The organism is Nocardia arseniciresistens (assembly GCF_046764875.1).
Classification (GTDB): Bacteria; Actinomycetota; Actinomycetes; order Mycobacteriales; family Mycobacteriaceae; genus Nocardia; species Nocardia arseniciresistens.
This window is the reverse complement of the sequence record NZ_JBKORD010000018.1, coordinates 41,073-59,129: the sequence shown is the minus strand read 5'-3', so window position 1 is coordinate 59,129 and position 18,057 is coordinate 41,073. Positions and strand designations below refer to the sequence as shown.

At 62.4% G+C, this 18,057-nt stretch carries 15 protein-coding genes; 5 read left to right on the top strand and 10 right to left on the bottom strand.

Annotation, left to right across the window (positions count from 1 at the left end; translation table 11 throughout):
• Positions 1-54: 54 nt before the first annotated feature.
• Genes ACLMAJ_RS29635 through ACLMAJ_RS29620 form a run of 4 tightly spaced genes read right to left on the bottom strand, consistent with a single transcriptional unit; the run spans position 55 to position 2,299 of the window.
• The gene (locus ACLMAJ_RS29635) at positions 55-363 is read right to left on the bottom strand and encodes a hypothetical protein (protein ID WP_412017145.1); all 309 of its coding nucleotides are present in this window, start codon (positions 361-363) and stop codon (positions 55-57) included.
• The gene (locus tag ACLMAJ_RS29630; RefSeq protein WP_412017144.1) at positions 360-1,616 is read right to left on the bottom strand and encodes a polymorphic toxin type 37 domain-containing protein; all 1,257 of its coding nucleotides are present in this window, start codon (positions 1,614-1,616) and stop codon (positions 360-362) included. The genes ACLMAJ_RS29635 and ACLMAJ_RS29630 overlap by 4 nt, the downstream gene beginning before the upstream one ends.
• Position 1,617: 1 nt before the next feature.
• Positions 1,618-1,917, bottom strand: coding sequence for a WXG100 family type VII secretion target (locus ACLMAJ_RS29625; RefSeq protein WP_412017143.1), 300 nt, complete (start codon positions 1,915-1,917; stop codon positions 1,618-1,620).
• A gap of 4 nt (positions 1,918-1,921) precedes the next feature.
• Positions 1,922-2,299, bottom strand: a complete 378-nt coding sequence (locus ACLMAJ_RS29620) for a WXG100 family type VII secretion target (RefSeq protein ID WP_412017142.1) — start codon at positions 2,297-2,299, stop codon at positions 1,922-1,924.
• 475 nt (positions 2,300-2,774) lie between these two features.
• On the opposite strand from ACLMAJ_RS29620, the gene ACLMAJ_RS29615 reads away from it, so the two are divergent.
• Entirely contained in the window at positions 2,775-2,969 is a 195-nt protein-coding gene (locus tag ACLMAJ_RS29615) for a helix-turn-helix domain-containing protein (RefSeq protein WP_412017141.1), read from the top strand.
• 733 nt (positions 2,970-3,702) lie between these two features.
• Here ACLMAJ_RS29615 and ACLMAJ_RS29610 read toward each other — a convergent pair.
• The 5 genes from ACLMAJ_RS29610 to ACLMAJ_RS29590 all read right to left on the bottom strand — a co-directional run bounded on the left by ACLMAJ_RS29610 (position 3,703) and on the right by ACLMAJ_RS29590 (position 8,595).
• Positions 3,703-4,323: a restriction endonuclease gene (locus ACLMAJ_RS29610; RefSeq protein WP_412017140.1), complete on the bottom strand. Its 621-nt coding sequence runs from the start codon at positions 4,321-4,323 to the stop codon at positions 3,703-3,705.
• Between the two features lie 11 nt (positions 4,324-4,334).
• Positions 4,335-5,300 (bottom strand): hypothetical protein, encoded by a 966-nt coding sequence (locus tag ACLMAJ_RS29605; protein ID WP_412017139.1) that lies wholly within the window; start codon positions 5,298-5,300, stop codon positions 4,335-4,337.
• A gap of 986 nt (positions 5,301-6,286) precedes the next feature.
• Positions 6,287-6,463 carry a DUF2726 domain-containing protein gene (locus ACLMAJ_RS29600; protein WP_412017138.1) on the bottom strand — a complete coding sequence of 59 codons (177 nt, stop codon included), beginning with the start codon at positions 6,461-6,463 and terminating at the stop codon, positions 6,287-6,289.
• A 581-nt stretch (positions 6,464-7,044) separates the two neighbouring features.
• Positions 7,045-7,689, bottom strand: a complete 645-nt coding sequence (locus tag ACLMAJ_RS29595; protein WP_412017296.1) for a TnsA-like heteromeric transposase endonuclease subunit — start codon at positions 7,687-7,689, stop codon at positions 7,045-7,047.
• Between the two features lie 408 nt (positions 7,690-8,097).
• The gene (locus tag ACLMAJ_RS29590) at positions 8,098-8,595 is read right to left on the bottom strand and encodes a hypothetical protein (protein ID WP_412017137.1); all 498 of its coding nucleotides are present in this window, start codon (positions 8,593-8,595) and stop codon (positions 8,098-8,100) included.
• 622 nt (positions 8,596-9,217) lie between these two features.
• On the opposite strand from ACLMAJ_RS29590, the gene ACLMAJ_RS29585 reads away from it, so the two are divergent.
• The 4 genes from ACLMAJ_RS29585 to ACLMAJ_RS29570 all read left to right on the top strand — a co-directional run bounded on the left by ACLMAJ_RS29585 (position 9,218) and on the right by ACLMAJ_RS29570 (position 13,446).
• The gene (locus ACLMAJ_RS29585) at positions 9,218-10,078 is read left to right on the top strand and encodes an AbiJ-NTD4 domain-containing protein (protein WP_412017136.1); all 861 of its coding nucleotides are present in this window, start codon (positions 9,218-9,220) and stop codon (positions 10,076-10,078) included.
• Between the two features lie 98 nt (positions 10,079-10,176).
• Positions 10,177-11,574 carry an SNIPE associated domain-containing protein gene (locus ACLMAJ_RS29580; protein WP_412017135.1) on the top strand — a complete coding sequence of 466 codons (1,398 nt, stop codon included), beginning with the start codon at positions 10,177-10,179 and terminating at the stop codon, positions 11,572-11,574.
• A 184-nt stretch (positions 11,575-11,758) separates the two neighbouring features.
• Entirely contained in the window at positions 11,759-12,127 is a 369-nt protein-coding gene (locus ACLMAJ_RS29575) for an effector-associated constant component EACC1 (protein ID WP_412017134.1), read from the top strand.
• Positions 12,124-13,446 carry a caspase, EACC1-associated type gene (locus ACLMAJ_RS29570; protein ID WP_412017133.1) on the top strand — a complete coding sequence of 441 codons (1,323 nt, stop codon included), beginning with the start codon at positions 12,124-12,126 and terminating at the stop codon, positions 13,444-13,446. The genes ACLMAJ_RS29575 and ACLMAJ_RS29570 overlap by 4 nt, the downstream gene beginning before the upstream one ends.
• Positions 13,447-13,701: 255 nt before the next feature.
• Here ACLMAJ_RS29570 and ACLMAJ_RS29565 read toward each other — a convergent pair whose 3' ends face one another.
• Positions 13,702-17,997, bottom strand: a complete 4,296-nt coding sequence (locus ACLMAJ_RS29565) for a hypothetical protein (RefSeq protein ID WP_412017132.1) — start codon at positions 17,995-17,997, stop codon at positions 13,702-13,704.
• Between the last annotated feature and the right edge of the window lie 60 nt (positions 17,998-18,057).

Sequence of the window (18,057 nt, the reverse complement as noted above, 5' to 3'; positions counted from 1 at the left end):
GCCGCGTGTGCTTCGTCCTCCAGTCCACGCGTCTCAGGAGCGGGTTAATCCTCACTAGCCCGACGTGCCGAATACGGACTCGTACCAGTAGCTGTTGGGCTTTCGAAACCATTCGCCGATCCGATCCGTGTCGAACACCCGCAACTGCGACATGTCGACGTGGTATCGATGGAACAGCGCTACCAGTTCGTAGATGGACTCGTCATCGGCCGAGGCATCGACGGTGATATAGAGCGTTCGCAACTCACCTTTGTACGATCGAACGGCGGGAATCTTGTCCAGCCACTCGAAAAAGGCCGCTTCGTCGTGCGATGACCTGTATACGACGCCGGTTGCCTCCAGCGCGATCTCAGTGTCGCTCATCGCCGTTTGCCTCCTGGGTACACGTTGACATAATCGCCGTCCTTGCCCTGCACGTCCCAGTGGGGTCCGCCATGGGCGAGACCGCCCTGCCCGGTCGGCACCCACACATTTCCATCGGCATCTTCCCAACCGAAGCGAGGCCCCTTCGGGCTCGGATTCGGCACCCACCGTTCACCACCTTTGGGCGGCACGAAACCTTCCGCCTCGCCAGGCAAACCTGGCGCTTTGGAACCGTTGGGATTGTAGGCATCCGAGGGTGGCTTGTAGTTCGCGTTGAATGTCGAGTCACCACCGACGGACAAGATGGTCAAGCCGGTGATGGTGGCGAGTGCACCGACCGCGAGTGCTGCGGCGCTGAACCTGATCCCGGCCAGCGCTGTGACGAACGACCCGACGACGCTGGCGATGGCGGTCGCGGCGGTGTCCAAGGCAGGTCCCTCCACTGTTGCCGCCCGTGGATTACGGATTGCCACAGCGGTTACCGCGATTACGACCGACGCGACTACGAGCGTCGCCGCGACCTGGGTATTGATGTCCGCGCGCACCGCGACGACCGCAGCGTGGTGGCTAGCCGCCGACTTCGCCAGATCGTCCGCGACCAGCTTGATGTCGTCCGCGTTCGTCGCAAGGGTTCTGAGGTGGCCGGTCAGGTTCGCGATATCGGGTGCATCGAACTTGCCGAGTCCGTCGGCGACGACTCGCAGCCGGGGTCCGGCAGCGAATATCGTGTTGTTGTCGGCGAAGGCTTTCCACGCCTGAGCCGCACTATCGAGCTTGTTGGTGTCGCCGTCGGGAACTTTGTCGCCCCCGAGCTTGGCGACGACCTTGTCGTACAGCTCTGGGAAATCGGTCTCGAGTCCAGGGCCGTTGCTTCGCGACGACGCGACACCGACGACAACACCCGCACCGTAAGGCAATTCGGACGGGATGGTACGCGGACAAGCCGGACCGATCCCCTTGTTCGGACTACGGTTCGCCGCATAGTTGGAGCATTCCCAGTTGTAGCCCGACGCGATCAAAATGTCACCGAAATGCTGCAGCGCCCTCGCGAAGTTCGTCGCCGCGGTGGTGAAGGCACCCCCGCGCTCATCGTAGGCCTGCGACCACACCTTCACCGCCTGGCAACTACCGGCCATCCCGCTGGTTTCGAGCAACACCGTCTGCAGCGGGTTATATGCCGACTGGAACTCCCGCGACAGCTTGTAACACTCCTCTGCGGCTGTGTAATACGTTTGCGGCGCAACAACAGCCACGTCATCCCCCAGTCATACGCAGGTTCACAGTAGCCGCGTCCGAGTAGGACTCGTGCGCCGTTCGGGCGGCCTGTTCCATCTGATCGAGCCCGTCGAGCAACTCACGTGCCGCCACCACCCAGACCTGATGCTCCTCGGCGTAAGCAGCCGCAGCCGCGCCCGTCCATTGCCCGCTCTGAACCAGCCCCTGCACGGTGCGGTCCAATTGATCGAGATGGGCGGCGAAGAACTCCTTGAAGCCGCGGGCACGAGCGGTCACCTGCTCGATATGATCGAGGTCGAACTCGAATTCAGAGGTCATGCCATCAGTCCAACTGCAACGAGCTGATCGGCGCCACGTTGGAGTTGTCCTGATCCTGCAACACCGACACACTGACGCCGAGCTTCGAAGCCAGATCGGTGAGCGCCTCCCATGCCTTCATCGCGCCGTCCTGCATGTCATCCCACCCCTCACGATAAGCATCCGCGGCACTCCCCTTCCACGTGCCGAACAACGCCTGAACCTCACGATCCAACGCCATCGATCCCGACTTCAGCTGCTGCGCAACATCACCGGCATGCCTGCCGACCGCCACAACCGCGTCGGGAACAACGTTTAGCGATTTGCCCTCTACCGCCATGCTCTCCCCTCCCTCCGCCCACGACCACACGAAAATCGCTGCCGTTCCGAGCTTGCCACTCATCAAGAAATCTACCAAGGCGCCCGACATCCACTCCCCTGCAACAGCGGGGGGTCTGAGCACTCCGCCCTGCAACGTATTGTTCGGTGCATGAGTGCTCGGGTATCGGCCTCGGGTTCGCACCGAAGGCTGGTCGGTGACGAACGAGATAGTCCGGTTGCGGCCCGAGCACGAGGCGAATATTGCGACGCGGGCCAGCGCTCTCATCGTGCTTGTTTTCGTGAGGCCATGCCGCGCAGCTTTTCGCTGGTGCGTTGTGGCCGGCGATGACCGGCGCGTTGCCACCGGGTGGTGGCCTCGGAAGGTTGGCGCTGTCCGGCACCAGCCGCGTCGCGGATCGCGCAGAGGAACATGTCCAACTGGTCCATCATTCCGACAGGGGGTCGACCTACACGGCCATACGATACGATAGCTGCGGCCCACGGCATCTCGGTTCGCACGTTGCAACTCGTTTTCGCAGAAGCAAGCCGGTACCACCGTGAGCCGCCGAATCCGCGACCGCCGCCTGAATGCGTGCTACCGCGAACTCACCCGAGCTCGGCCTACTGACACGGTTGCCGAAGTCGCCTTCCGGTGGGGATTTACCGATGCCGGACATTTCGGTCGCGCCTTCAAGCAGTCGTACGGAGTCACGCCTAGCAGCGTCCTAACCCATGCGCGCTCAACCGGCTGAGGGCTGTCAACAATCTGGCGGTTCCAACACAGCACGGAGGTTGTCAACCGCCTGAGATAGGTCGTGCACGGAGAGTGTCAGAATCTTGTGGGCGAATCAGCGAAAAGCCCTGCTAGGGTCCCGCGCCAGGAGTTTGGACCGGAATTCTTGGCGTATTTTGGTCGCAGCCCGCAGACTAAACAGGTCAGGCACGGTGACCGTGCCCGACGTGGTAGCTATGCTCCCCCATCTGGACTCGAACCAGAAACCTGCCGATTGTGGGTCGGCAGTGTTTCTGACTTCTCGAGAGTTCTCAAAACTGCCCATGAGCTGCACGGACGCCGGAAGGTGGGATCTCAACGAATCCCGTTGAATCCGGTCAATTCCCGCTGAAAGCGTGTCGTTTCCGTGTCGTTCGTCGAGTGGCCGAGAACCCAGATATCGCCGCGCCGCAGCAGCATAGTCACATGAACCGATGCCCATCGGTGTGGCGAATTCTTAACACGCCGACAGATTCAGCGTTTGGCAACGACGTAGCAAACAGTCGTCAAGGGGCTCACTCCGCGATCGCCCTTCGCGAGACCATCGGCGCCGGACGGCGTTCTGCTCCGAAGCACAGCACATCCGAAACCGCCCTCGGTTGTGCCGTCGAAAATCAGCTCGCGGATGAACTCGACGAGAGCGGCAAAGGCGTGGAAGACCAGGCGGCCGCCACGATTTACGGCACGTGGGCTTGGCCAGCCACTCGCCCGGTTCAGTCCCAAGGAGCCGGCCCGGTCTGCGATTCCCACGCTGCGAGCTCTCTTGCCGGCACAAGCAGGATCCTGGCCTTGGCCGCATACGCCCGTGCTTGCGGGGTAAACGTATGCGCGGTGGTCACCACGGCGGCCACATCGGCGCCGTGGATGGTGTGCGCGGTTCCACCGAACCGCTGCACGTCTTGGCTTCCCACGCTACGGCCATTGCGGTATCGCTTGGCTTGCAGCACGATTCGGCGGCCATCGGGTGCACAGGCGATCACGTCGGCGCCCAGATCGCCGGATCCGCCGACCACCCGCACATCGCTGCAGCCGTCCCGCCGACACAACGCGGCCAGTGCCTCCTCGAACTCGGAGGGACTCAGCGAGTTCTGCCGTAGCGCCACCAGCACCCGCGCGTCATCGCGAGCGCGCACCCTGCGGCGATGCCGTACCACCAGCACGGCGGCGACGGCGACGGCTGCCAGCGCGCACATCCCCGCAGAAGCGAGTACCACGGCCTGCCGTTCGGCGATGTCCGCGACCTTGGGTGCTACTACCAGCGCGGCGACGGCGGCCATGAACATCAACGCCGCCGCGTCCGATCCGCGGCCGCGCCGACCACGTCGTCTTCCCATCCCGGCGCCCCTCAGCAGCCTGGCTGGAACGGGTAGCAGCCCACCGGGAACCGTGGCGGCGGGGCCAGAGCTTCCTCCGGCGGCGGTGGGGCCGGAGTCGCCTTGGTGAGCGGTGGCGCGGGCGGCGGCTCCGCTTGCATGGTAGGCGGCTGGATCGTTTCCTGGATCGTTACCTGCCGCGCGGCGGGGTGGTCGGGCGGCGCGATCAGCCAGATCCCGGCGCCAAGTGCGATGAGCGCCAGGACAGCAGCGATCAACGGGCCTCCGAGTCTGCGCCGTACCGGTTCGGGTGCCGGTGGCGCAGGGCTGGCTGGCGGTCGCGGCACGAAGTCGGCGGGCCCACGTCCGGGATCACCGAAGCGGTTCGCCGCTGGAATCACTGTGCGAGGTGCGGGTTCCGACGGAGGTGACGGCAGTGACGTCGTCTGGCGGGGCGGTGGCGGGGCCGGCTGTGGCTGGTGGGGCGGCTCCACCGGGGCAGCCGGTGCGATTGTGGGGCGGGTGGTTTCGGTTCTCTGTTTTGGCAGCTGGATCTGGCCGCGGGTGATGATTACCTGTTTCACTTCGGTTTTGTCGCTGCGGAGCAGGGTCGTTTGTCCGGCGCGGTACCAGTCCTTGTAGCGGCCAACTCCGCCGTGATTCTCCCCGCCGCAGGCGCAGACACATTTGAAGACCGTGGCGGGGTTCGCGTCCTCGCAGTTGGTGTCACACTGCATCGTCTTCGAGATCTCGAGCTGTAGCTCGATCTCGCCGTACTTGTCGGCCATCGCCGACGCGAGCCGCAGCATATGCTCCCGGCCGATCTTCCACGCCGTGCGGCCGTTGCGCCGCACCGGCGTGAGCCTGACCCGTTTCCCGAGCACTTTCTTGAGCCAGTACCGGTTCGAGCCGTTCTCGTAGGGCAGGTACGCGTACAACTCGGTCGTCGTCCCGGTTCCTGGTTTGATTGCGCGCTCAACCCACGGGCAACCTGACATTGCTTCTCCCCCTTTGGTTTCCGGCGCGTTCATGGCCGGTGGGACTTCATGTCGAGCCAGTGTGAACCCAGGTACCGACAGCATCGGCGCTGATCATGACGACAGCCGTGACTGTGTCACGGCTATGCGTCATGATCACGAACTTCTTTCGCGCTTGCGGCGGCGGTATTCGCGCTGGCGACAAGTCTGTGAGCAATGACGGGCATCGGCGCGGAGGTCCCTGCCGCCCGGAAATATCCACCAGCCACAGCCGGGACAGATAATCCCCGCCTCCGGCTCCTTGGCGGCGACCAGGCACTGGCCAGCGGCTAGCACCTGCTCATACACCGCACCGAACCTCTTACGGGCACGGTAGGCGCGGGCGACGCAGGCCGGAGAACAGTAGCGGCGCCGGGGATGAGCGCCGCGAGGAAGTGCCGTCCGACATACTGGACATCGACGGCGCAAGCGTCTGCCCATCCTTCAATTGTCATAGCTACAGCCCGATTCGGTTCACTTATCGAGATCAGAATCGGGCTGGTCTTTGATCTTGCCGACAGTGCAGGAACATCGGCACCAAAGTAGCGCTAAGCGGAGGTTTGGGCTCGAGGCCGACCTCGTGGCGGTCGGATCGACGCAACGGTGAGCGGTGTTGCGGAATGGCGCCCGGACAATTGAATCCTCACATCCAGCACCGAGAGATCCTGTGTCGACGCACCCATCCACCAGAGAACCGCCGCCAATCAACGCGCTCCTCGTTCGGCGCGGGCTCATCCCTGCGCGTGCGGGGAGCACACTTCCTGAGCTGCGTTCTTTCTGTTCAATCCTCCCATTTTCATTTACTTTTCGGCATACCTGGAAGGGGTTACGCAGAATCACCTACGACTGCACCACGACTTCACTCACACAGTGCTGTGTTGGAACGGCTGGGGATCGCGTGGCGGATCCTCAGGGCAGGCCGCGGAAAAGTAGGTCGGTGCTGCTTCGGGCGGGCGTTCCGGTGGTGTTCAGGGCAGTCGGTCGAGGAAGCGGCGGACCCGTGCGGCTTCGTTGCTTCCGGTGGTCGCCAAACGCATCAGTAGGAAGTCATAGCGACGGCAGATCTCGTTCTTCAACGCATCGCGGGCGAGCTGCTTCGGGTCCGCTTCATGGGTGCGGAAGCCGTCCACCTCGATGGCGCACATGCCGTGATACCAGCGGAACCTCCGCCCGGAACCGCCTGCTCAACATCTCAGCCCCACAGCCTCCAGCGGCTGGACCCGCTCGGAACCATCGGCACGCCGAAAAGCGACCTCGCAGCATCGACGCCGACCAATCGCCGAGACCTCGGCGCACTCACGCTCGCCAACTCGAAACCTCCTGTTGCAGAAACTAACTGGCGAAGACCATCCGCCAATCAGCCCGCAGCGGGAGTGGAATCTCAAAACTCCTGGCCAAGCCGGTGATCGCGCGGTCTCGGAGTGAGGTGTCAGTGTTCTCGAGGTGCGCTCCAAAACCGACTCTCGATCCGGATCCGGCAATGCAGATAACGCCACCGCCGCAACATCAGCCGAATCACCGGGCGAAGGCCCCGAACTACCTGGAACAATGCGGGCTCGACCCGAATCCAACAGTTCACGCACCCCAACCCGCACGATGCGCTCACCCCGCCCCAACCGGATCGTGACCACCGCACCGGACCGAGCGGCCACCATCTCGACGACCTCGCCGGATTCGCCGTCATAAACCAGCCGGGTGCCGACACCGATCTGGACACCAGCACCGCTCACGCCGCGGCCCTCCCGGCCAGAGCCAGCCCGGAATCCAGCCGACGCTCGATATTCACCTGAAAGTGCTGAGTCCACATCAAATGCAGAATCGCCGCCCGAACCAACGACGCAGGCCAGTCCCGAACCTGTGAACATGCCGCTCCGAACCGAAGCCCGTCCACCTCACCACCGCGTAACACCTCCAACAGCGCGGCCGGGAACAGCCAGGCCCGACGGTAGCCGGCCAGAAACCGGATGTTCTCCAACACCACCGGATCCGGCTGGCTTGCAACCTCATACCGCCAGCGCAGCCCCTCGACCAGCTCACGCGTCCACGCAAACGTCGACCGCACAGCCGGCTTGGGCAGACGCACCCGAGGCTTCACATGCACCACGACCGGACACCCCTCGGTGAACAATAGGTAATCCGGGATATGCCGCCGCACCTTGCCCCCGACAACCGTATGGAGCATAAAAGGCTGCGCCACAATATGTTTCACCGAGCGCTCCAAATCAGCCAGGAGCAGCCGAGCAAGCTCAAGCCGCGACTCATAGATCACATGCCCGGACACGGTCGCCGACCAGTAGGTACCCGAGAAATGTTGCTGGCCATCACGCCACCGAAACGTCCGCCACGGTACGACGTCAGCAACCCCGCTCAGCGGTCAACCCAGACCACGGAAACCGATCCACCTGGTCCCCGCCCAGGCGCCGCACCGACACTTCAGTGCACGCGGTCACGCCGCCGCTCATCCCACCGCCGCATCAATCGACCTGCCGGACACGGGCGACAGCTTGCCACGCCCACCACACCATCAACCAAGTGATCGTGCTACCGCCGTCTCTCCGGGGCTAGACGAATTCGCCCTGCGCCGAGGCCACAGCTACGGCCGATCCTTATCGATATCGAGTCCCGCTGCCCGGTTGACGTGCTGAGCGACCGGACCGCCCAACCCATGACCGCCGCTGGTGACCGTAATCGGGCTGGCTCGGGAGTTCGGGATCAGCCGCGAAACCGTCTACTCCTATCTACGTGCCTGAACCTAACTTCTGGAGATCGCGACACCGCACTACGAGCCGCCGGTCCTCGACCTCGGCGGCTCATGGCTGTGGGGTTTCCTCGTGCGCACTATCGGTGGCTCCGTCTCCTCGTAGAGGCCGGCGTACAGGTGCCTCACTACGGGCTCGTTGTGCAGCGCGATCGGGTAGGCAGTCTTTCGCATCGACTTAGGAAATGTCTTGTTGGTCGGCTGGTCGAACCAATGGTCGATGCGGGTGGCGGTGATCGGCGACTTCTCCCCTTCCGTCAGGCAGATGAGGAAGGGGGGGAAACTGATCATCCAGAAGCGGATCCCGGGAGAAGAGTCGGCCATGGCGGCAGCCGCGTCGGCTGTGAGTGGAATCGTCGCCAGCATCGCACCTGAGTTCAGGTAGTTGATGCCCGCGTCCGCCAGCGCGACGTGCAAGCTGAAAGGCGCGATCGACGACGAATCCTCCGAGAAGTACGTCGCAGCCAACTGCGGGTGCTGTTTCAGCAGGGCGTCGGTGCGTTGGACCGCCAGCACCATCCCGAGCACATGTCGTGCGATCCGGCCAGGGTGGAGATTGTTCATCCCGTCGAGGTCCACGCCCTTGCCATGGTCGATGCAAAGTTCCTTCGCTCGCCCATCGGTGTGGTGAACGCTCCAAATGTCCTCCGGCTCAGCGCCGAAGTGCTCGCAGATCTCATGGACGGCTCGCTGGATCCAGGCGATCACATCGCGGTTCCAGGCGGTGTACGCCTGAGGCAGACCCCGATTGCTCGCGCCGGTGTTACACGGGCCGCAGAGCGACGGCAACGCGTGCCCCTCTCGGAAGTGCTGCAACACAACGCGCGCGGGGTCCTCCCATTCCGTGAAGAGAGTGACCTCAGAGTCATTCCGTGTCGCCCGCGGAGGAAGGTGCTCCTCCGTCATCTCCTTGTGCTCACCACAGTGCCGACACCAATCGAAGATCACCGGGCCATCGTCCGTGCTCGGCGCTCGGAAGACAAACGGATTTGTGGTCGAGTACGACCACCGGCTATGCCCCGGCCCGGAACCAGCCCGCTCGTTCAAAAGGAGGGCACTGCAGGGGTTCCCGCGCGGAGGTCACGGCGCCGCTGGCGCAAGTAGGACCCGAGGGACACCTGACCGCCGGTATGACCGAGATGTGAATATTGTCGCTGGCTGGGCCTGTCTGCGGCACTATCTGGAGATGCGATTCTCACAGCGCCACGGATGCGTTCCGGTCAAGTCAGTGGTCCAGGTCGAAGAGATCGATGACGACCTTCGGACTGACCTGTGGAACGTGACCCACACGCTCTACTTCGAACCTCAGTACGCGCATGCGACGCATCCCTTGAACTTCACCCGCATCTGGGTTGGCCTCCTCAGGAAAGACATCGATCAGTTTCCGGTGACATACAACTTCGAAGCGATCATCAAGCATTGGTTCAAGACTGCGACTTGGTACGAGGTGTACGACCTGGTCGAGGAATTCATCGACATATCGGAGGACACCAGCGACATCTACAACCAGATGCTCAAGCACAACCTCGCTGGATACCGACTGCTGAACAAACAGATCGTCCCCATCGCAGACAGCCACGAGCTCACTGGGATTGAGTCCGCGCTGCGCACCGAAAAAGACGTAGTAAAGCACCACTTGCAGCAAGCGATCCGGCTGCTGGCCGATCGAGAAAATCCTGACTACCCCAACTCGATCAAAGAATCGATCAGCGCCGTCGAGTCTTTACTCGCTCCCCAGCTCGGCGAGAACACACTTGGTAGGGCGCTGGCAAAGATGAAGAAGCACGGCAACTACGGCCATCCTGTACTTCTCGAAGCCTGGTCGAAGCTCTACGGCTGGACCAGTGATGAAGACGGCATCCGCCACGGCGGCGAGGCGGTTCCTGCCGCCGCCATCACTCAGGAGCTCGCGCGGTACTTCCTTATCACCTGTTCGGCCTTCATCAACCTCATGACCGCCAATCAGGCGGTACGCGGCACGGCGGGGACCTCGGAGGGCTGAACTGACGTCAGCTCAGAGAGCGCCGCAATTCGTGCGATGGGTCTCCAAACGTTGGTGCATGCTGGCATCCTCGAAACAGCAACTGCAGCAAGGGGATCATGACTACCGCACCACCGAACTGGTATCCCGACCCTGAGGACGAGGGCTTCCTGAGGTATTGGAGCGGCACGGACTGGACCGGCGGCCGCAAACCTGTCTCTGCCGTCGATATCACCGGACTGACCCAGCAGAGCGTCGCCCAGGCCCCGAAAGTCCCACTGTTCGGCACCCGCGCCTACGCGAAACGACAATCACAGGAACTGGCCGACACGCTCACCGAAAACCAAAGACTCCGAGCGCACTTGGCGAGCCTCGGTGGACTCGAGGCCACCGAACTGCAACGCCTACGCGACCAGCTCGCAGCGCAGATCACCGACCAGCAGACGCTGCTGGACAGCCTGCGAACACAAGTGATCAGCACTCGAGAGGAGCAGGTGCTTCAAGAGATCGGCATCTACGAATACCGTCACCCTTTGTCGGACGCGGTCGCTTACCGCGACGCGCTCAAAGATCTACAAGGCGAAATCAAGGAACTGGCTCGCCGCGACGGCGGTGCAATCGAGACGCTGAAAACGTGGGTGGTCGAGGGGTCGGTCACCGAGGGCCGCAAGATGATCCGCGAATACTCGATGCTGATGCTGCGCGCCTACAACGCGGAGGCCGACAACCTCGTCCGAAGCCTCAAGCCCTACAAGCTACCTTCAGCGCTCGAACGCCTCGACAAGATCGCGATCACCATCGAACGACTGGGCAAGACGATGAAGCTGCACGTAGCCCCGAGCTATCACGAGCTCCGCCGCCGCGAGCTGGAGTGGACCGCTAATCATCTCGAAATGCTCGCCCACCAGAAACAGCAAGAGCGCGACGAACGCGACCGCCTGCGTGAGGAACGCAAAGCACACGAAGAGCTAGCCCGCGAGCGAGCGAAACTCGAACAACTGCAACAGCAGGACCGCGAGGCCCTCGCCGTGCTCGAGGCCGCAGACAAAAAGGACACCGCGGACGCGGAAGATCTACGTGCACGATTGGAGGCCCGGGAGCGTGTGCTCACCACGATCACCAACCAGGAGAACGACATTCGCATCGGCCATGTCTACGTCATCTCCAACATCGGTGCGTTCGGCGAGGGTGTAGTCCAGATCGGTATGACCCGCCGCCACGACCCGTCAGAGCGCATCCGTGACCTGAGCAACGCATCGGTGCCGTTCAAATACGATATCCACGCCATTTTCTACGCCGACGACGCGGCCGGAATCGAAGCCGAGTTGCATCGCCGACTGGCGCACAAACGCGTCAACCAGGTCAACCAGCGCCGCGAATTCTTCAAAGCCACTCCCGCTGAAGTACGTGAGCACCTGCAGGAACTGACAGGAGAGCTCCTCGAGTTCAATGAGCTCGCCGAGGCAGTGGAATACCGTCAAAGCCTCGCCAGCCACCGCAGTACCAGCCAGCAATGATCTTGCGCAACAACATGCGTCGACACGCCAGTGTCCGGCAGCCGGACATGTCGATCAGGCCTCGGTTCTCCGCGCCCAGTCGCTGTCCCCACAGTGATGCGGTCTGAGATTCAGATGGCAGGCGACGTTGCGATCTCGCTGGTTTACTGTGCTTGGTGGGGCTCGGCGCGGCAGGATGGATGCCATGCCGGAAGCTAAGGGCCAGTTGACGATCCACACGCATGGCAACGCCGATGACCTGTTCCAACTCCTCGAATGGTTCAACGACGACGATGAGCTGCGAGGCCGAGTGAGCTTGCCCCCGAATAAGATTCGCCCGGGCCAGATGGGTGATCTCTCCGATGTGCTTGTCGTCGCCGTCGGTGCGGGCGGAATCGCCCCAGCCCTGGCCCGATGTCTGACAGCGTGGTTCACCGTGCGCCGATCCGATATCGCCATCACCCTCAAGATCGACGATCACACCGAGATCACCCTGGACGCCAAGCGAATCAAGACACCGGAGATCACCCAAGCATTGCAGAGCATGCTCGAGCGGCCCCACGACCCACAGTGACACCGGCACCGAGTCGCAGCGGGTGGCGTGCCGCCCTGATCGGGGTGAGCCGGTACGTCGATCCCGAGCTCCCCAACATTCCGGCTGCTCTCAACAACGTCACGGACCTCGCCCGGCTGCTGACCGCATCCACAGGCAGCGCGCTCACCAAACGCCAGTGCAGAGTCCTGACCGATCCTGAGCACAACACGGAGATCGGTAAAGCGGTCGCTTCCGCCGCACGGGAAGCCGATGATGTCCTGTTGGTGTACTTCGCCGGACATGGTGTGGTGGATCGGCGGGGGCGACTGTTTTTGGCGCTGTCCGGCACCAGCCGAGACCACCCCGAGTGGAGCTCAGTACCGTTCGCGACGCTGCGCGATGAACTCATCGCGAGTCCGGCCCGCGCACGCATCCTGATCTTGGATTGCTGCTTCTCAGGACGAGCATTCGAGGCAATGGGGGCGTCCTCCTCGCTCGTCGACGGTCAAATCGACATCCAGGGCACCTACACCATCGCTTCCTCCGCCAGACACGAACCTTCGGTCGCGCCCGAAGGTCACCGCCACACCGCGTTCACCGCAGCCTTGCTCAGCACCGCCACCAACACCGGCCTCACGCTCGATCAGCTCTATCAGAAGGTCGACCAGACCCTGCACCGCGATGGCTACCCTCGCCCCCAACGACGAACCGTCAACATCGCCGGTGAACTGCGTCTGTTCACCCCACCCGCCTTCCGACCGATATCTGGTGGCAGCGCTTCGATCGCGCCGATTATTGACCGCCCCACCAGCTCTGATACCGACGCCGACGAACTTTTCGAGAGCGCTCGGCGCTTCGCCGACCAAGACGACCTCACCCAGGCCGAGAACTCGTGGCGGCTCGCCGCGTCGCAAGGACATACCGGCGCGATGAACAACCTCGCTAACCTGCTCGATGCACAGGGTCAAGCCCGCGAAGCGCACGAGTGGTATCGCGTGGCCGCCGAGCGGGGCAACATCGATGCCATGGGAAATCTGGCATCCCTGTTACACCAGGTAAAACGGGTCAACGCCGCCGAACTCTGGTGGCGCCGAGCGGCGGAGTCCGGCAACACCGACGCCATGTACAACCTCGCCATCATGCTCGACAAATCCCGACACCTCGACGAAGCCCTCACCTGGTACCGGCGAGCCGCCGAAGCCGACCACACCGACGCAATGCACAACCTCGCGATCCGCCTGCGCTACCGCGGACAACTTTCCGAGGCCACCACATGGTGGCAACGCGCCGGTCACCAACGGGCACAACGCACCAGCGAGAAGCTACGCGGCCCGGTCTCACAAAAACAGTCGCGATGAGAGCATTGCACCGAAGCTGACCCTGTTCCGTCGGCACCAACGGGCCCGGTGTCGCAGCAGCTCAGAGTTTTCGGTGATGGGGCGGCTGGCCTCGCATCACGTCAGCGAAAGCGCCACCTGAGAGTCGCGCTCGGGGTAATCCGGCCTTCGAAGGTGATGGCGAACGCGTTGAGGGCGGGCTTCCACACGGCTGGTCGCGCTCTCTCATCCAGGTACAACATCCGTCAATCATGAACCCGTTGAGCACGTACTGTCCTATTGATCATTGGCGCGCAGGAACTCCTCACACACGGCGGTGACAGCCTCCGGTTCGATACGGACCAGTGCTGGCAGGCAAGGTCCCCAGTGACCGAATGATAGTGCTTGCGCGAGGACGGCTGCGGCCCTGTTGATTTCAATGTCGACAGCAAGGACTGCCAGAGCCTTTGCACGTTCGCCCGGATCAGTAATGGCGGCAGCAAGTTTCACAGCACGCTGGGAATCGCCTACCTTTCCGCACGTCTGAGCAATCGCACCCAGGGAGCGCGCCTGCACGATCGGGTCAGCGATCGAATGGGCGATGCGCTCCGCCTCCGCCAAAAACCCGCCTTCCGCCGCAAATCCCGAGATAGAAGCCAGGGCCTTGGCTCTCCGGGTGGCGTCCGAGATCCTTCGCGCGAAGTGCTCCGCCCGGTCCAACTCGCCGCCACCTGCTGCTGCGATGGCAATAGCTCCGTAGCCCCGTTGGCGAAGCGGCGGACTCACAATGGAGTCGATAAGTCGCTCAGCACGTGCAAACTCTCCTAGTACAGCGAAATGCTGCGCGACCGTGAGGACCGTCTGGTCTCGATTCGTCGCACTTGGAAGCGCATCCGCTGCCGTCAGTGCGAGATTGGCGTGCTCAAGTGCTCCCTGCAGGTCGTCCGTTTGTGCCAATGCTGTTGACATGGACACTAGCGCTCTCGCTTTGAGTACCGGAACAGTGATTGCTTCGACCGCCGCCCACGCTCTAACCATGTCACCATCCACGACAGCCGCGCACGCGCGGGCAGTCAGCCCCGTAGCCAGTACATACGGTTCGGAGGAAGAGTCCGGAAGCGGCAATTCAGCGGGGCGTGGATCGGAGGCGATCAAATTGTCTGACTTCACCGCAAATGACCGATCTTGGGGAGATCTAAAAGTCGTGACCCGCTCCTCATCCGCTTCGCCGATTTCGCCCTCGGCCTGCGATATTAATGCCATTGCCTTAACGCGGACTTTCGATGCTTCGATTGAACCGGCAATTCTCTCAGCTACCTCGGTTTCGCCGCGAGAGATCCCCGCCTTGACGAGCAGCATTAGCGCCTTCGATCGCTGGGAAACATCGGCGATCGAGGCCGCAACTTCCTCAGCCCACGTCAGATCGCCGTGCACTGCAATGGCCTCCGCGACGACTGTCAACGTACTGTTCTTTCTCGGAATTTCAGAGATTGTTTGGGCCATCTCCGCCGCCGTACCGAGATCCCCAACCAATACTATGGCCTGCACTAGCATAGCTACTTCGCTTCCGCTGTGATATCGGATGCTCACCGACCTAGCGGTAACCTCTGCCTCGGTCGCGATCACTTCGGCACGATGCGAGTCGCCGCTTGTGGCAAGGCTGGAAGCTACGACTGCCAGAGCCTTCGCCCGCCGAGACTGGTTGGTGACTTCTCGAGCAAAAGCCACTGCCGGATCTGGCTCACCGGATAGCGCCATCCCTCGCGCTATCGCGAGGAGAGCGTCGTCCCTGGTGGCCCCGTGCGTTACTAGGCGAGCTGCCTGTTCGGCGTCGCGCAAGATCCTCCTCGCCCTCGCATCCTCGCCAGAATTTGCAGCCTCATGTGCAACAGTTGCCATAATCCAGGCCCTACGTCCTGGATTCCTTATAGCCATGGCTATCGTCTCAGCCTCTTCCGCGATGACTGCGGCAACGCGACGGGCGCCTGCCGCGTTTGCCGCCCTCGCAACAACTGCCAGCGCTTGAGCTCGATCACCTCGCGGGGTAACCATGTAAGCAATGGCTCGGCCCCTTTTCCAATTGCCAGAATTCGCTGCCTCATTCGCCACTGCACTAAGTGCTTCAGCCTTCTCAGACCAGTGCTTGAGAGACCTCGCGAGGCTGACTGCTCGCTCGATATCCCCTGCCGCCGCAGTGGCACGGGCGACAGAGATGAGTGCGCGATCTCGCTGTGCCCCATCCGTTTGCGACCGTGCAATCTTCCCCGCGCTGGCTACCAGCCGCTGCGCGCGATGCGCGTCTCCTGCAATAGCGAACGCACGGGCGACATGTGCGTATCCGTGCACTGCGGCACCAGTGTCGGCAATAGCGGGAAGGCGACTCTCGGCCTGCCCTGCCAAGATGCGGGCCCGCCGCAGATCGCCGACTGCCGCCATGTGACGAGCCACAGATGCGAGGGCTTCGACCTGTTTCGCAGGCGTTGTGATCGAGCGGGCTGTAGCCTCGGCCCGATCATATCTGTCCAGTTGCGCCCACACGACCGCAAGGTGGGTCGGGATGTGGTCATTTCGCTGGATTAGCTTGATTCGATGGACAGCGAGGCGGCTCAATGCGACGAGATCTGGAACGGACCGATTGGAAATGGCCTCTTGAGTCGCTGCGATCTCGGCGAGGGCGACGCTGTCACCTCCGGTGATATCCAGCATGCGGCGGTGCCGGTCGGATTCCGTCGCACAACTCAGCATTCGGAGAATGTCGCCCTCAGATTGCAAGAGCTTGAAGTAGCCTCGGAGCGCATATTCGGGCGTCTCCACCGGCCATTTGTTGGCACGGTACCTGTCAACCCACAGATGGATCCGTTCGCGGTATGTCGCGAGACGATCCGGGCCAAGGAATCGAACCGCTTGCTGCTGAATCTCTTCGTGACTCAGGACGTAGACCGCTACCTCCTGTCGCCAGCGTCCGGCCCGCGGAGTAAAAGTACGCGCGGATGCCGACCCGAGGTGATCTTCAATTTCCCACTCGGCCAACCCCGTGAGTTCCGCCAGATCCACTTCGGAGAGGCCTCCCCCGGAAGCTGTCAGCAGACCCAGCAAGTCCTTCTCGACCGGACTAGCTTGCAGGAGCCTCTTCAGTTCACGCTCGGCGTCGTAACGAACCACTGCTGCATGCGGTGAAGCCACGAGTGGCCGCGCGACACTCGGCCAGCGTAGCGGGTGGTCGTTAGGAACGTCTCCCGGAATTCGAGGGTTCGGCCGACCCGCGACAACTACACGCATTCGGGCTGGCGGATTGCCCGGCAACATCGCAGCGATGCTATGTGAGTCCGGCGCCGGGCTAACTCCCTGGTCCTCGTCAAGCCCGTCCACAATCAGGACTAGAATCTCACCTTTACGCTGGCAAAGTTCGGACACACGCTCGAAAGCGCCTAGAAGATGCGCCTCGCGTGTGGCATCTGTGAGAAGCGTTGGTAAGGGCTCACCTAGAAGCTCCAGTGCCTGCTCCAGGACAACCTCGCTAAACGCAGTTCTGTCCGCATTTCCTGCCAGCCGGGCGGTAATAAAAAACGATAGCACCCGAACTCCGACAGGCGGATCCAGCACAAAAGTGGACAGCAACGCTGATTTCCCAGCCCATGCCTCTGCACGCCACCAAAGGTACGGCTCCGATTCTGGATTCGTGCAGAAATGTGCCAGCTCTTCTAGTTCCTTTTCACGTCCAAGAAGCCGCCGCGGAGCGATGCGCCGTACCTGGGTTAGGTAATCGGAGCGCACCATGGGGCGACGCTCCCTCACCGGACCATCGTTATCAGGGTCGAGGTGCTGCTCGGATCTGTCCGAGAGAGGAAATCCGTTGAGGTCCTGCCTCAGCGAATCAACCGTCTTTGTCGCTGCCGCAGGAGCGTACCGGCCGACCAGCTCGTAGAGTCGGCTAAAAAGACGGTCCGCGACCTCGGGGGTTCCCGGTTGCACGACACTCATGAGTCGACCGACAGCGGTCGTTCTGTCAGTCTCGTCTACACCTTCGAGCCTCACCTCCCGCAGGCGTAACGCTCGGAGAACTCGCCAAGTCCACTCCGCAGGGGGCACTCGATTCGTGTTGATAACAGCGCCTGTTATTGCCAAGACGACAACGCTGTCAAAGTGCCGCAGTCGCTCTCGGACTGCTTGGGTCACGCGGCCAGCGCGAGAAACTTCACTACGGAACTGTTCATCGCTGTTCGTGTCCCTTGCGATGCCCGCCAGTTCGCGCATCTGCCGCACGTGAAAGTTTGGGCTTGCAACGACGAGGGCAAGCCGCCACTCTCCTTTGCTGACTTCCTCTGGATGGTCGTGCACCACTCGTAGATAGGAACCGGTCAAATCTACGGTTGCCTGGTCACTGGGCACGAATGTCGGATCCCTGCGGACCCCGATCGACACCCGCCGCTCCGTACCAACCGACGAAAGCCCGCCCAGTACAAGGTCGTCCACGGCGCTAAAAGCGCTCGCCTGGAAGGCGATTTCGTTCGGGGTGACGTCGTCCCCAAGCTCTGGCAACGGCTCAGCGGTGAGCAGATGAGACAGCAGCAGCGCGCCGTAACGATGCTCCAAGACCGTGCCACCGCCTCCCGTCGAATACGGGCTCGCACCTCCTGCGCCTCTCCGGGCTTC